13 protein-coding genes are annotated in these 12928 nt (G+C 69.8%); 6 read left to right on the plus strand and 7 right to left on the minus strand.

The genetic code is table 11. The features are described from left to right. Window positions 1-53: 53 nt before the first annotated feature. The 6 genes from yajC to pdxT all read right to left on the minus strand — a co-directional run bounded on the left by yajC (window position 54) and on the right by pdxT (window position 4818). A complete protein-coding gene (yajC, locus tag ACIQCY_RS12340) occupies window positions 54-629 on the minus strand; it encodes a preprotein translocase subunit YajC (protein WP_400484177.1) in 576 nt (191 codons plus the stop codon). Between the two features lie 111 nt (window positions 630-740). After that, window positions 741-1856 carry a Holliday junction branch migration DNA helicase RuvB gene (ruvB, locus tag ACIQCY_RS12345; protein WP_400484178.1) on the minus strand — a complete coding sequence of 372 codons (1116 nt, stop codon included), beginning with the start codon at window positions 1854-1856 and terminating at the stop codon, window positions 741-743. Continuing rightward, the gene (gene ruvA, locus ACIQCY_RS12350) at window positions 1853-2482 is read right to left on the minus strand and encodes a Holliday junction branch migration protein RuvA (RefSeq protein WP_400484179.1); all 630 of its coding nucleotides are present in this window, start codon (window positions 2480-2482) and stop codon (window positions 1853-1855) included. Before ruvA ends, ruvB begins: the two co-directional genes overlap by 4 nt. Window positions 2483-2629: 147 nt before the next feature. Then, the gene (ruvC, locus tag ACIQCY_RS12355; RefSeq protein ID WP_400484180.1) at window positions 2630-3202 is read right to left on the minus strand and encodes a crossover junction endodeoxyribonuclease RuvC; all 573 of its coding nucleotides are present in this window, start codon (window positions 3200-3202) and stop codon (window positions 2630-2632) included. A gap of 36 nt (window positions 3203-3238) precedes the next feature. Continuing rightward, window positions 3239-3997, minus strand: coding sequence for a YebC/PmpR family DNA-binding transcriptional regulator (locus ACIQCY_RS12360; RefSeq protein ID WP_400484181.1), 759 nt, complete (start codon window positions 3995-3997; stop codon window positions 3239-3241). A gap of 2 nt (window positions 3998-3999) precedes the next feature. Next, the gene (gene pdxT / locus ACIQCY_RS12365) at window positions 4000-4818 is read right to left on the minus strand and encodes a pyridoxal 5'-phosphate synthase glutaminase subunit PdxT (RefSeq protein ID WP_400484182.1); all 819 of its coding nucleotides are present in this window, start codon (window positions 4816-4818) and stop codon (window positions 4000-4002) included. Window positions 4819-4929: 111 nt separating this feature from the next. Between pdxT and ACIQCY_RS12370 the strand changes: the two genes are divergently transcribed. The 4 genes from ACIQCY_RS12370 to ACIQCY_RS12385 all read left to right on the plus strand — a co-directional run bounded on the left by ACIQCY_RS12370 (window position 4930) and on the right by ACIQCY_RS12385 (window position 8095). Beyond that, window positions 4930-6201 carry a MurT ligase domain-containing protein gene (locus tag ACIQCY_RS12370; RefSeq protein WP_400484183.1) on the plus strand — a complete coding sequence of 424 codons (1272 nt, stop codon included), beginning with the start codon at window positions 4930-4932 and terminating at the stop codon, window positions 6199-6201. After that, on the plus strand, window positions 6201-6971 hold the full coding sequence (locus tag ACIQCY_RS12375; protein ID WP_400484184.1) for a type 1 glutamine amidotransferase: 771 nt from the start codon (window positions 6201-6203) through the stop codon (window positions 6969-6971). Before ACIQCY_RS12370 ends, ACIQCY_RS12375 begins: the two co-directional genes overlap by 1 nt. A 140-nt stretch (window positions 6972-7111) precedes the next feature. After that, window positions 7112-7474, plus strand: a complete 363-nt coding sequence (locus ACIQCY_RS12380; RefSeq protein ID WP_400484185.1) for a VOC family protein — start codon at window positions 7112-7114, stop codon at window positions 7472-7474. Window positions 7475-7558: 84 nt separating this feature from the next. Continuing rightward, window positions 7559-8095, plus strand: a complete 537-nt coding sequence (locus tag ACIQCY_RS12385; RefSeq protein WP_400484186.1) for a hypothetical protein — start codon at window positions 7559-7561, stop codon at window positions 8093-8095. A gap of 172 nt (window positions 8096-8267) precedes the next feature. Here ACIQCY_RS12385 and ACIQCY_RS12390 read toward each other — a convergent pair whose 3' ends face one another. Next, window positions 8268-9821, minus strand: coding sequence for an alpha/beta hydrolase domain-containing protein (locus ACIQCY_RS12390; RefSeq protein ID WP_400484187.1), 1554 nt, complete (start codon window positions 9819-9821; stop codon window positions 8268-8270). Between the two features lie 206 nt (window positions 9822-10027). On the opposite strand from ACIQCY_RS12390, the gene ACIQCY_RS12395 reads away from it, so the two are divergent. Then, window positions 10028-12037, plus strand: coding sequence for a M3 family metallopeptidase (locus tag ACIQCY_RS12395; protein ID WP_400484188.1), 2010 nt, complete (start codon window positions 10028-10030; stop codon window positions 12035-12037). 25 nt (window positions 12038-12062) lie between these two features. After that, the gene (locus ACIQCY_RS12400) at window positions 12063-12779 is read left to right on the plus strand and encodes a GNAT family N-acetyltransferase (protein ID WP_400484189.1); all 717 of its coding nucleotides are present in this window, start codon (window positions 12063-12065) and stop codon (window positions 12777-12779) included. The last annotated feature ends 149 nt before the right edge of the window (window positions 12780-12928 follow it).

Here is a 12928-nt window from a genome sequence, read left to right on the forward strand (position 1 = left end):
CCGGGTGCGGGCGGATCCTGGGGCTCGGCCGAGCGGCGGCGCCCTACGGAATGCTAGTTGTCCGGGTTCGCTTTGGGGTCGCGGGAGCCGCGCGCGTCGCGGTTTTCCCGCGAAGCCTCCCGGTTCAGCCGCTCCAGGGTCTCTTCCGGGCTCTCGGCGCCCGACGTGGTGCTCGAGGATCCCGCCGCGGTGGAACCTGCGGCAGGAGTGCGGTCGGCGCCGTCGATGGAGGAGACGTCGTCCGGCACCGTCGTGCCGTCGTGGGCATCGGCATCCAGGTGCGTCGAGGTGTCGTCCGCAGTATCAGCGGCGACCGCTGGTTCCTGCTGGATGACCTTGGAGAGGGCCTGCGTGTGGACGGTCGCCAGATTGCCGGGCGACAGTTCGAGCACTGCCTTGTTGTTCTCCTGGTCGATCGAGACGATCGTCCCGAAGAGTCCGAACTGCGTCATGACCTCGGTGCCCGGTTCCATGTTCGTACGCATCTCCTTCACCTGCTGCTGCGCCTTCCGCTGCCGGCGGAACATGGTGAAGATCAGGAAGGCCAGCGCCAGCGGCAGGAGGAGGGAGAAGATATCGAAGCCCGGAGCTTCTCCGGACGCGGGCTGGGCGACTACATGTGCAAGCACTGGAAAATCCGTTCCTGGAAATGGGACTGGGTGTGGGTGTGGGCGGCAGGACTGTGCCCCGGCACACATCGGAAGACACCAGTGTAAAGGGGAAAGCTGGACGTTCCCGCGTCAGGAGTCCGGCTGTGCCCAGCTCTCAAGGCCCGATTCCGCGCCCAGCAGGTCCTCGGGTGCCACCGAGAAGAGGTCCTCGGGCATGGCCGCGGCGACGTTCTGTGGCATCTCGATGCCGAGGTGCTTCCACGCCGCCGCCGTCGCGATCCTTCCGCGCGGGGTCCGCCCGAGCATGCCCTCGCGGACCAGGTAGGGCTCGGCGACGGTCTCGACGGTCTCCGGCTCCTCCCCGACGGCGATCGCCAGCGTGGACAGGCCGACGGGCCCGCCGTTGAACTTGGTGATGAGTGCGGTGAGCACGGAACGGTCCAGCCGGTCGAGGCCGCGGGCGTCCACCTCGTACATGTCGAGGGCCGCACTCGCACACCGGGCGTCGATGAGGTCGATGCCGTGCACGAGCGCCCAGTCCCGGACGCGCCGCAGCAAGCGGTTGGCGATACGGGGCGTGCCCCGTGAACGGCCGGCGATCTCGGCGAAGGCAGCAGAGTTGACCTTCATGTCCATGAGCATGGCCGAGCGGCGGAGCACCAGTTCGAGCTCCCCCGTGGAATAGAACTCGAGGTGTCCGGTGAACCCGAAGCGGTCCCGCAGCGGACCGGGCAGCAGGCCCGCGCGCGTCGTCGCGCCCACCAGCGTGAAGGGCGGCAGTTCGAGGGGGATCGCCGTGGCCCCGGGGCCCTTGCCGACGATGATGTCGACGCGGAAGTCCTCCATCGCCATGTAGAGCATCTCCTCGGCGGGCCGCGACATGCGGTGGATCTCGTCGAGGAACAGCACCTCGCCCTCGGTCAGGGAGGAGAGGATCGCCGCGAGGTCACCGGCGTGCTGGATGGCGGGACCGGACGTGATGCGCAGCGGCGCGTTCATCTCCGCCGCGATGATCATGGCCAGCGTCGTCTTCCCGAGCCCCGGAGGACCGGACAGCAGGACGTGGTCGGCGCTGCGTCCGCGCAGCCGCGAGGCCTCCAGCACGAGCGACAGCTGCCGCCGCACACGCTTCTGGCCCACGAAGTCGTCGAGGTTCTTCGGCCGGAGGGCTGCTTCGACCGCGCGGTCCTCGGGATCGGCCGCCGGGGCGACGAGCGGCGCCTCCTCGGGCTGCCCGTCCGTCATGATCCGACCCTCGCGCGGGCCGAGCTGCGTGCGCCGTCCTGGCCGAGCCGGCGCAGCGTGAGCTTGAGGATCTGGCCGACATCACCCGTGGCGGCGACCTCGGGCGCCTCGGCCACGGCGGCGTCGATGGCCGCCCCGGCGTCCTTCTCGGACCAGCCGAGGCCCATCATCGCGGTGAGCACCTGGCCCTGCCAGGTCTGCTTCGACACACCCGGCTTCGACTCGAGCGGTACGAGCTTCCCGGCGAGCTCCAGCACGATCCGGCGCGCACCCTTCGGTCCGATCCCGGGCACCTTGCTGAAGGCCTTGTCGTCACCGGACGACGCCGCGACGCGGATGGCGTCGGGCGCATGGACCGCCAGGACCGCGAGGGCGAGGCGGGGGCCCACGCCGCTGACCGCGAGGAGAGTCTCGAAGACCTCGCGCTGGTCGGCGTCCTCGAACCCGAAGAGCGTCATGGAGTCCTCGCGGACGATCATGGCGGTGGCGACCGTGGCCTGCTCGCCCACCCGGAGCCCGGCGAGGGTCTGCGGCGTCGCCTGCACCTGCATGCCGAAGCCGTTGACGTCGAGAACGGCGGAGTGCAGGCCCACGTGGGTCACTGTTCCGCGCAGTGAACTGATCATGAAGGGCTCCAAGGGCACGTGCGGGAAGGGACGACCGGGCGGTCACCCGGTGTCGAACATACGTTCTATTGATCAACCGTACCGGCTTCCTCGGGCAGGAGCGAGGCGCCACACCGGCGGCGCCCCGGCGTGGGGGCCGGCCGAGCGCTATCGGCGTCGGGCGCGCGCCTCGGCCTCGGCCCAGATCCGCTGGGCCGGCGTGACGGAGCCGCCTGCGGCAGCGGCCGCGCCCTGCAGTCCCACTCCCCTGCGCCAGGCATGGGTGATGGCGAGGGCCAGGGCGTCGGCGGCATCGGCGGGTCGAGGCGCCGTGTCGAGGCGCAGGATCTTCGTGACCATCTTCGTGACCGCGACCTTGTCCGCCTGCCCGTTGCCGGTGACGGCGGCCTTCACCTCGGTGGGCGTGTGGAGGGCCACCGGGATGCCCCGGCGCGCGGCAGCCACGATGACGACCCCGGACGCCTGCGCGGTACCCATGACGGTACTGATGTTGGTCCCGCTGAACACGCGCTCGACGGCGAGGGCCTGCGGTCTGTGCAGGTCCAGCCACGAGTCGACGGCCTCCGAGATGACCAGGAGCCGCTCGTCGAGGCCCCTGCCAGCTTCCGTGCCGACCACGCCGACGGCGACGAGCGTCGAGCGCCGGTTCGGTTCGATGTCGACGACGGCGAGCCCGCAGCGCGTCAGCCCGGGATCGACGCCCATTACGCGGAAGGTCACGGGACTACCCGCCGCCCGGGTCCGGGAGGAACGATGTCAGTCGTCGTTCTCGAGCTCGGCGAGGACCTCGTCCGGGAGGTGGGCGTTCGAGTAGACGTTCTGGACGTCGTCGAGCTCCTCCAGCGCGTCCACGAGCTTGAGGAACTTCCGGGCGCCGTCGGCGTCGAGGTCCACCTGCATGGACGGGACGAACTCGACCTCGTCGGTCTCGTACTCGATGCTGCTCTCGTCCAGCGCGGCCACCACGGCGCGGAGGTCCTGCGGCTCGGAGACGATCTCGAAGGTGCCCTCCGATTCCTTGACCTCGTCCGCCCCGGCGTCGAGCACGGACATGAGCAGTTCGTCCTCGGTGAGCCCGTTCTTCGGGAGCGTGACGACGCCCTTCCGCGCGAACAGGTACGCCACCGAACCGGGATCGGCGATGGTCCCCCCGTTGCGGCTGATCCCGAGGCGCACCTCGGACGCCGCGCGGTTCTTGTTGTCCGTGAGGCACTCGATCAGCAGGGCCGAGCCCTGGGGTCCGCGGGCCTCGTACATGATGGTCTGGTAGTCGACGGCCTCGCCGAGCAGGCCGGCGCCGCGCTTGACCGCACGGTTGATGTTGTCGATGGGCACGGAGGTCTTCTTCGCCTTCGACACGGCGAGCTCCAGGCCGGGGTTACCGGCGACGTCGGCGCCACCGGCCCGCGCGGCGACCTCGATGTTCTTGATCAGCTTGGCGAAGGACTTCGCGCGCTTGGCGTCGATCGCGGCCTTCTTGTGCTTGGTTGTTGCCCACTTAGAGTGCCCCGACATGCCTACGCTTCTCCTCTGATCATCCGAATAAACAGTTCGTGGACCCGCCGCTCGCCCGTGACTTCCGGGTGGAAACTCGTGGCCAGCAGGTTCCTGGAACGCACTGCGACAATTCTAGCGACCGGCTCCAAGTCGGCGTCCGCGCCCTCGGACGGACCGGCCTGCGGCGTCTCGGCGGCGGGCACCTGCGCCAGGACCTCGACGCCGTCGCCCACCTTCTCGACCCACGGTGCGCGGATGAAGACCGCGCGGACCGGATCGTCTCCCGCGGCGTCGCCCGTCGTCGCGAGGCCGGCGAAGGCGAGATCTGCCTCGAAGGACTCGCGCTGGCGTCCGAAGGCGTTGCGCCGCACCACCATGTCCAGCCCGCCGATCGTCTGCTGCGGGTTCCCCTGCCGGTCGGTCGAGGGGTCCGCGATGACGTCGGACAGCAGGATCATCCCCGCGCAGGAGCCGTAGACGGGCAGGCCGCCCTGGATCAGTTCGCGCAGCGGCCCGGCCAGGCCGAAGGTGCGCGTCAGCTTGTCGATCGTGGTCGATTCGCCGCCGGGGAGGATCAGGCCGTCCACCGCGGCCAGTTCGGACGCGCGCCGGACCGGCACCGCGCGCCCGCCGAGGGACTCGATCGTGGCGACATGCTCGCGGACGTCGCCCTGCACGGCCAGCACGCCGACGACGACGTCGCGGTGCGCGTGCGGCGTCGTCGTCGTCGTCGTCGTCGAACCGGACGCCTGGCCGGGAACGGACGCGGCGGGTCCGGACGTGCCCCGGCGCGGGGCCTCGGGCGTCGGCAGCGGAGCCGGGGAGGAGGGGGAGGTCATCCCCCAATTCTAGGCCGTTCGGGCCCCGTTCCCGGCGTCGGACGGCAGGCGTGAGCAGCACCTCCCCGCCGGGTACAGGGAAGGAGGGCGTGCCAGCGATACTGTGTAGGCATGAATCCCCTTCCAGTCCTCGTGGGTAAGGCCGTGCGCTTCGCCTCCCGCCTGCGCGGCGGCGGCTCCGCGTTCCCGGGCCTCGTGGTCGAGCGCCTCGACCCGGGCTTCATGGGCCGCGCGCTCTCCGCCCTCCCCCACGGCGTCGTCGTCGTCAGCGGGACGAACGGCAAGACGACCACCACCAAGATGGTCGTGGAACTGCTCGAGGGCCAGGGCCTGACAATCTTCACGAATCGCACGGGCAGCAACTTCACGCGCGGTGTCGCCGCCGCGCTGCTGGGCGAGGTCGACCTGCGCGGCCGGCTGAAGGCGGACGTCGCCGTCCTGGAACTCGACGAGGCGCACGCCGTGCACTTCGTGAAGCTCGTGCCCCCGCGCTATTCCCTGCTCCTGAACGTGCTGCGCGACCAGCTCGACCGGTTCGGCGAGATCGACGCGACCACGCGCCTGCTCGAGCGCATCGCGCTCGCCACCACCGGGACCGTCGTCCTCAACCGGGAGGATCCCCGGGTCGCCGGACTCGCGCCGTCGATCACTGCTGCCGGCGTCGCCTACTTCGGCCTCGACGCATCGCTCCGGAGTACGTTCCCGAACGACGACGAACTGCGCGGGGCAGCGGGCACCGCGCCGGCGTCCGCGCTGCCGGCCGACGTCGTCCTCCGTTCGGTGGACGGCAACTCGGCCGAGTTCGAGGTGGAGGGGACGACGACCCGCACCGATCTCCGCCTGCGCGGTGTGTACAACATCTTCAATGCCGCAGCCGCCCTCGCGGCGGCCCGCGCCGTCCTCGGCGGGACGGCGGACACCGGCAGGCTCTTCTCCTCCCTCGCCGCCGTGGAACCCGCCTTCGGGCGGGGTGAGAGCCTCGTGGTCGACGGCCAGGCCCTCGAACTCGTGCTGGTGAAGAATCCCAGCGGTTTCCGGCTGGGGCTGAAGTCCTTCGACCCGGCGGGCTGCGCGACGATGATCGCCATCAACGACAACTACGCCGACGGGCGCGACATGTCCTGGCTCTGGGACGTGGACTTCGATTCGCTGGGCCTCGGGGGCGTGGACGTGGTCAGCGGTGTCCGCGCGTACGACATGGCGCTCCGGCTGAAGTACGACGACGTCCGGGTGGGCGCGGTCGAGCCCGACATCGCGGACGCGCTCCGGCAGTTCATCCGAGGCTCGGCAGGACGGCCGAAGCGCATCTTCTGCACCTACACAGCCATGCTCGCGGTCCGTCGCGAGCTCTCCAAGATCACGAAGGTCGAGGTGGTCTCCTGATGAGTGACGCCCCATCCGCCAGCGCCCTGACGGAAGCCCCCGCCGATCCGTCCAAGGGGTCCCTGCGCATCCTGCAGCTGTACCCCCGCGAGATGAACATCTACGGCGACTACGGGAACGTCCTGGTCCTCAAGCAGCGCCTCGCCTGGCGCGGGTACGGCGCCGAGGTCCTGGAGCACAACGCCGGGGACCCGTTCCCCGACGACGTCGATCTGATCGTGGGCGGCGGCGGCCAGGACAGCGGACAGGTGGTCATCCAGGACGACCTCCAGTCGATCGCCCCCAGGCTCCGGGAGCTCGCGGAGGACGGCACCCCGATGCTGCTCATCTGCGGGCTGTACCAGCTCTTCGGCAACGTCTTCCGCACGCATGACGGCACCGTCATCCCCGGCATCGGTGTGCTGGACCTCGAGACGCGCGGCGGGACCGAACGGCTGATCGGCAACGTGGTGGCCACCAGTGACGAGTTCGGCGAGATCCACGGCTACGAGAACCACAGCGGCCAGACCTTCCTCGGCAGCGGACTGAAGCCCCTGGCGACCGTGGTCAAGGGAGCGGGGAACAACGCCGAGGAGAAGCACGAGGGCGCCCGGTACAGGAACATCGTGGCGAGCTACCTCCACGGGTCGCTGCTGCCGAAGAACCCCGCGATCGCCGATTTCCTGCTGCGGACCGCTGCGGAGCGGAAGTTCGGTGCGTTCGAGGACGACGGCGTGGATGATTCCCTGGCCGATCTCGCCCGGCAGCACGCCGCCGCCAGGCCGCGGTAGGGGGACAGCACCGGGCCTGTCGCGTCAAGGGGCCCGAGCGTCCCGACCGCGGGATCCGCCGTGCCGGTAGCGTTCGACGGGACGGGCCCAGCCGGGGCCCACAACCCCCGGACCCTTGCGGGGTCCACGAAAGGAACGTCATGGCACAGGGAGTAGCAACCGTCTGGCTGCCCGTCGAGGACATGGGCAGGGCCGTCGCGTTCTACCGGGACACCCTCGGACTCAGCGTCACCATGGAGGATTCCGACTGGTCGGAGATCGACGCCGGCGGATTGACCATCGGCCTCAATGCCCGGGAGAGCACCCACGGCGGAGCGGGCGGCGGAGCCGTCATCAGCTTCTCCCCCGAGGGCTCGATCGAGGACGAGCTCGAGCGCAACTCGACACGTGGCGGGGCCTCCATCGAGGGGGATGTCAGCGAGTACCCCTGGGGCCGGATCCTGCCGTTCAAGGACAGCGAGGGCAACGACCTGCAGCTGTACACGCCACCCACGGACAGCTGAACGGGACGCATCACCCTGCGGGAGGACGTCCGGATCAGCACGACGGCGGATGTGCGCCGACGGAGCGCTTTCTAGGCTGGAAGCATGAGCTCCTCGAACTCGCGTCCGTCCCTCCTGCCCGATGTCGTGTCCGGTGCCGGGATAGCCCTCTGGTATTCCCTGCCCGACTACGCCGCGAGCCGGAGGACCCGTGCGGTGGTGAAAGCCGGCGTCATCGCGGCAAGCGCTGCGTACGGTGCGTATGTGCTCAGGGGCGGGCAGTCGTCAGCGGACGGCGGCAGCCCGGTGCTCCCGGAGCCGGCATCGGAGAAGTCGGGACCCGGGGAGCCGGCATCGGAGAAGTCGGGACCGGGGTGTCCCGGGTCCCGGCCGGAGAGGACGAAACCCGGACGTCCTGCGTTGATCGCCCTGGCCGTCGTCCTGCTCGGGTCCACCGCCGCCGTCACGATCTACATGGAGCGGTTCGTGTACCGGTTCGGCGAGAAGCTCTCGTCCCGGGGCGTCCGCCTGGCCCACACCCGCATCGGCGTCGCCCTGGCCGTGCTGAGCACCCTCGCCTCGGTGGCCGGGGATGCGCTGCGGGACCGGCGCGCGGACACGGCGCCGCGTCGGGCGGCCTGACGCCCTGACTCCCTGACGGCCACCGGCCACCGGCCACCGGCCACCGGCTACCGGCCACCGGCTACCGGCTACCGGCCACCGGCTACCGGCTACCGGCTACCGGCGAAGGATGCTCTCCCGCCGTGACGGGAACCTCCTTCGCCGGCAGCACGAGGAGGACGCTACGCCGGCGTCACGGGATGTCGCTGCGCGAGGCCTCCCGGCGGAGGGCCCGCGCGTCGTAGTCGGTCAGGAAGCCCTGGTCCTCGAGGGAGCGCACGCTGTGGCGCACCGCGCGGATGTACGCGCCGTGGTTCCGGTAGAGACCGTCGAGCGTCTCCTGGGGCAGCGGCCGCTCGTAACCCGCGATGAAGCAGAAGGATGCCCCGGTCGCTGTGCCGTACCAGGTGCTGGTCGGCGCGTCGAGGAACGGCGAACGGAGGCCTCCCTGCACGTTGCCGAACTCGTCGAGCACGGGTGCGCCGTCACGCACCAGGATCGGCTCCGCACGCGGCGGGGCGACACCCTCGCGCACCCACAGATCGAGGTTCCGCAGGGCTGCATCGAAGAAGATGGAACTCGGGAACCTGCTCCGCGGTCCCTCGTTGCACGACGCCGGCGGGACGGCACGGCCTGCTGCGACGATATCCGCGGACGACGCCGAGAATGTGAGCTCGTCCGGGGTCGCGTGTCCGGCGCCGGCCATCTCGTAGTGGCGGTACTGGTCGCCGGGAGCGTCACTGTCGGCCCGGCGGGATCCGATGCCCAGCAGATAGTCGGACTGCGACATCATCCGCATGATCGGCACGCCGACGTCCTTGAACTGGCGGCGGGCATCGCCGGCCGGCGGCGCCGGCTCGCACTGGTTCATCGGGTAGGCACCGGCGAAGGCTCCCCCGGCGACGGCGACGATATAGGCGTCGTAGATCGGCTTCCCGTCGGACTGGACGACGAGCGGATGCACGCCGTTGATGTAGTTCACGAGGTAGCCACCGGTCTGGGAGTAGCCGAATCCGTAGGCGTGCTCGACCTGCGTGGTGGGTTCGCCGTAGCGGAGCGGATTCGCGGCGTCGTCGCTCCGGAGCCACGCACCGACCTGCGAGTAGATGTCCCAGACGAGCCCGTTCTCGGTCGTCCTCGAGGAGTCGGAGGCGACCGAGGTGCAGTTGAGTGGGTCGTTCAGTGACAGCGGATTCGCGAAGGAGAGGGACGCGTACCGCTCGGGATCGAAATTCCTGAGCGCCTCGACGGCGACCGGCTTGGCCGTGATGCCCACCCAGGCATCACCGTTGTCCACGATCTGCTGCTGGGCGACGGCCCAGCCGATGTTGAGGTCGAACAGGTTGCTCGGATTGAGCATCTCGACCACGACGTTGCCGCTGAACTTCTGGCCTTTCGCGGGTTTCCTGACGAGCACGCGCGTGGTGTACGGGGCGTCGGGGGTCCGCACCTGGGCGGGTCCGGTCGCCGGCCACGTGTAGACGTTGGACGTACCGCTGACCAGGTACTCCTCCTCCACGTACCCGAGCTTCGCCAGGTCCTGCGGGACCTCCTGGTGGTCGGCGGCACCGAAGGGGTAGGACTCGGCCGTGGCGGCGAGGGGTCCTTCGACGGCGGGAATCGCCGTCACGCCGTCGGGCTGTGGCGGGGAGGGCGGCGATACCGCAGCGGCCGGCACCGCTGCGGTGAATCCGGTCAGGGCCAGGGCCAGTGTCAGCAGGACGGACGTTCGGGAACGGGTTCTCATCGGTGCTCCTTCTCGGAACCGGGCTGCGCTGCCCGGGATGCTCCGCGGCACTCCGGCTTCGGTGCCGGGTGCCCCTGCGCCGACGTCGGGGTCCCCTCGGGTCCTGTCGATCATCAGGCGGCGAAGCATTCCGACCGTAGGTACTCCCGCTCGGCAGGGTCAAGGGTGGTGCGCACAGATGCAACAACGTGCAAAAGTTAGTTCCCATGAGCAACCCTTTCCTTGAGCCCAGCACACTCGACTACCAGCTGCCTCCATTCGCTGCCATCCGGGACGAGCACTACCTGCCGGCCTTCGACGCCGGTTTCTCGGAGCACCTCGCCGAGATCGAGGGCATCGCCGGCTCGGCGGCGGCTCCCACCTTCGAGAACACCGTGGTCGCGCTCGAGCGGGCGGGCAGCACCCTGGACCGCGTGTCGCGCGTCTTCTTCAGCAACTCCGTCAGCCATGCCACGGATGCCGTCCAGGAGCTCGAGCAGCAGGTTGCTCCCCGCCTCGCCGAGCACGAGGACAACATCAAGCTCAACCGCGCGGTGTTCGAACGCCTCGGCCAGGTCCCGCTGGATGGGCTCGACGACGAATCCGCACGGCTCGTGGAGGAGTACATCCGCAGCTTCGTGCGGGCAGGGGCGGAGCTCGACGACGACGCCCAGTCCACCCTCCGCCGGCTGAACTCCGAACTCTCGGCCCTCAGCACCGAGTTCTCGCAGAAACTCCTGAAGGACACGAACGCCTCCGCACTGCTGGTGGACACCGCCGAGGAACTGGACGGCCTGTCCGCCGACGCGATCTCCTCGGCGGCCACGGCCGCCGCGGACGCTGGGCACGACGGCAGGTACCTCCTGACACTCATCCTGCCGACCGCGCAGCCTGCACTGGAATCGCTCACCAACCGCGACACGCGCCGTCGCCTGCACGAGGCGTCCGTCCATCGCGGAGCCCGCGGCAACGATGCCGACACCCTCGCCATCGCCACCCGCATGGCCACGCTCCGTGCCGAGCGCGCGGCCCTGCTCGGCTTCGACACGCACGCGGCGGTAGCCACGGACAGCCAGACCGCGCCGTCGCTGGACGCCATCCTGGACCGCATGCGCGAGCTGGCGGCCCCGGCCGTCCGCAATGCGCGTGCCGAGGCGGCCGAACTCGAGGCAGAGGCGGGCCACCCGATCGAGCCCTGGGACTGGGCCTACTATGCGGCCAGGGTGCGGAAGGCCCGGTTCGACGTCGACCTGGACGCCCTGCGCCCCTACTTCGAGCTGGAGCGCGTTCTCCACGACGGCGTGTTCCATGCCGCGAACCGCCTGTACGGGCTGACGTTCACGGAGCGCCCGGACCTCGTGGGCTACCACCCGGACGTGCGCGTCTGGGAGGTCTCCAACGAGGACGGCTCGGGGCTCGGCCTGTTCCTCGGCGACTTCTACACGCGGGACACCAAGAGCGGCGGAGCCTGGATGAACTCCTTCGTGGACCAGTCGCGCCTCGAGGGGACGCGGGCCGTCGTCGTCAACAACCTGAACATCTCGAGGCCGGGCCCGGGTGAACCGACGCTGCTCTCCTACGACCAGGTCGTCACCACCTTCCACGAGTTCGGCCATGCCCTGCACGGGCTGTTCTCCGACGTCACCTACCCGCTGTTCGCGGGCACATCGGTACCGCGTGACTTCGTGGAGTACCCGTCGCAGGTCAACGAGATGTGGATCCTCTGGCCGGAGATCGTCGCGAGCTACGCCCGCCACCACGAGACGGGTGAAGCACTCCCCCAGGACGTCATCGACCGCATCCACGCGGCCGGCGCCTGGGGCGAGGGATTCGAGACGACGGCCTACCTCGGCGCCACCCTGCTGGACCTGGCCTGGCACTCCATCTCCCCCGGCACCGTGATCGATGACCCGCTCGCCTTCGAGGCCTCGGCCCTCGCCGAGGCGGGCATCGATTTCGCCCCCGTTCCGCCGCGGTACCGCACCTCCTACTTCAAGCACATCTTCGCCGGCGGGTACGCGGCGTCCTACTACGCGTACATCTGGAGCGAGATGCTCGACGCCGACACGGTCGAGTGGTTCAAGTCCTCCGGCGGCCTGACCCGCGCGAACGGCGACCACTTCCGGCGCGAGCTGCTCTCACGGGGCAACAGCATCGACCCGCTGGAAGCCTTCCGCAGGTTCCGCGGCCGGGACGCTGACCTCCATCCCCTGCTCGTGCGCCGCGGCCTGGCATGAGGGGGATCCCGGGCATCGGGCCGCCATGGTGACCATCGCGCAGTGCCAGCGCCTGCAGACCGCCTGGTGTGCAGCATTGGCGACGGCCACCGGCGGAAAGACCTTCTCGACGCACGGTGCCACCTGGGTGTGGCTGCCGGCCCGACGGGAGCTCATGATGATGTTCCCGCCCGCGGTCGGGGCCCACGCCGTGCGGCCCGCCCTGGCCGAGGGCATGCGGCTCGGTGCCTCCTCCGCCCGGATTTGGCTCAACAGCGCGGTGAGCGCCTCCGAACTCGCCGACCTCGGGTTCACCCCCAGCTGGCAGCCCTGGTGGATGGCCGCGCCGGTCTCCGCCGTGGTCGTTCCCGAGAACGGCGACGCCGTCCTCACCACCGAGGTACCCGACTACTCGGGACCCCTCGAGCAGGAACTACGCGTGGTCCGGTCCCAGCCGAGGCAGGCCTGGCATGCCGTGACCAGGGATGCTCGGGGCGGCAATGTCTCGGGTGCCGCCTACTCCTTCTACCCGTCCGGGGTGGCCGGGTTGCGCCGACTCGGCGGTATCCACCACCTCGAGGTCCTTCCGGACTACCAACGGCAGGGACTCGCGACAGCGCTGCTGAGCGCGACGGCGCGCGCCGCAGGTGAGGCGGGGGCGGTGGACCTCGCGGTGAATGCGAGTCCTCAGGGGTACGAGTTCCTCTCCCGTCGCGGATTCACGCTGCTGGGTCGCGGCAGGACGTACTCCCTGCATCTTTGACGGCGTTCCTCCCGCTGCTCGCACGCGATCGACGGGAAAAGGAAGGACCGCAGCCCCACTGAACTGCTCCCCGGAAGTTGGACTGAGAAATTCAGTTTCGACTCCCGGGGAGCATTTTTATGCATGCACGTAGTTCGTTGTCGGTGGAG

It is taken from the genome of Arthrobacter sp. NPDC092385 (genome assembly GCF_044755105.1).
Taxonomy (GTDB): domain Bacteria; phylum Actinomycetota; class Actinomycetes; order Actinomycetales; family Micrococcaceae; genus Arthrobacter_D.

Excerpts from the sequence above, each read along its gene's own strand:
- ACIQCY_RS12380 (WP_400484185.1), top strand. The coding sequence starts at position 7,112 with ATGGCACAGGGAGTAGCAACCGTCTGGCTGCCCGTCGAGGACATGGGC.
- ACIQCY_RS12395 (WP_400484188.1), top strand. The coding sequence starts at position 10,028 with ATGAGCAACCCTTTCCTTGAGCCCAGCACACTCGACTACCAGCTGCCT.
- ruvA (WP_400484179.1), bottom strand. The coding sequence starts at position 2,482 with ATGATCAGTTCACTGCGCGGAACAGTGACCCACGTGGGCCTGCACTCC.
- ACIQCY_RS12375 (WP_400484184.1), top strand. The coding sequence starts at position 6,201 with ATGAGTGACGCCCCATCCGCCAGCGCCCTGACGGAAGCCCCCGCCGAT.
- ACIQCY_RS12385 (WP_400484186.1), top strand. The coding sequence starts at position 7,559 with ATGAGCTCCTCGAACTCGCGTCCGTCCCTCCTGCCCGATGTCGTGTCC.
- pdxT (WP_400484182.1), bottom strand. The coding sequence starts at position 4,818 with ATGACCTCCCCCTCCTCCCCGGCTCCGCTGCCGACGCCCGAGGCCCCG.
- ACIQCY_RS12400 (WP_400484189.1), top strand. The coding sequence starts at position 12,063 with ATGGTGACCATCGCGCAGTGCCAGCGCCTGCAGACCGCCTGGTGTGCA.
- ACIQCY_RS12360 (WP_400484181.1), bottom strand. The coding sequence starts at position 3,997 with ATGTCGGGGCACTCTAAGTGGGCAACAACCAAGCACAAGAAGGCCGCG.
- ruvB (WP_400484178.1), bottom strand. The coding sequence starts at position 1,856 with ATGACGGACGGGCAGCCCGAGGAGGCGCCGCTCGTCGCCCCGGCGGCC.
- ACIQCY_RS12390 (WP_400484187.1), bottom strand. The coding sequence starts at position 9,821 with ATGAGAACCCGTTCCCGAACGTCCGTCCTGCTGACACTGGCCCTGGCC.
- ACIQCY_RS12370 (WP_400484183.1), top strand. The coding sequence starts at position 4,930 with ATGAATCCCCTTCCAGTCCTCGTGGGTAAGGCCGTGCGCTTCGCCTCC.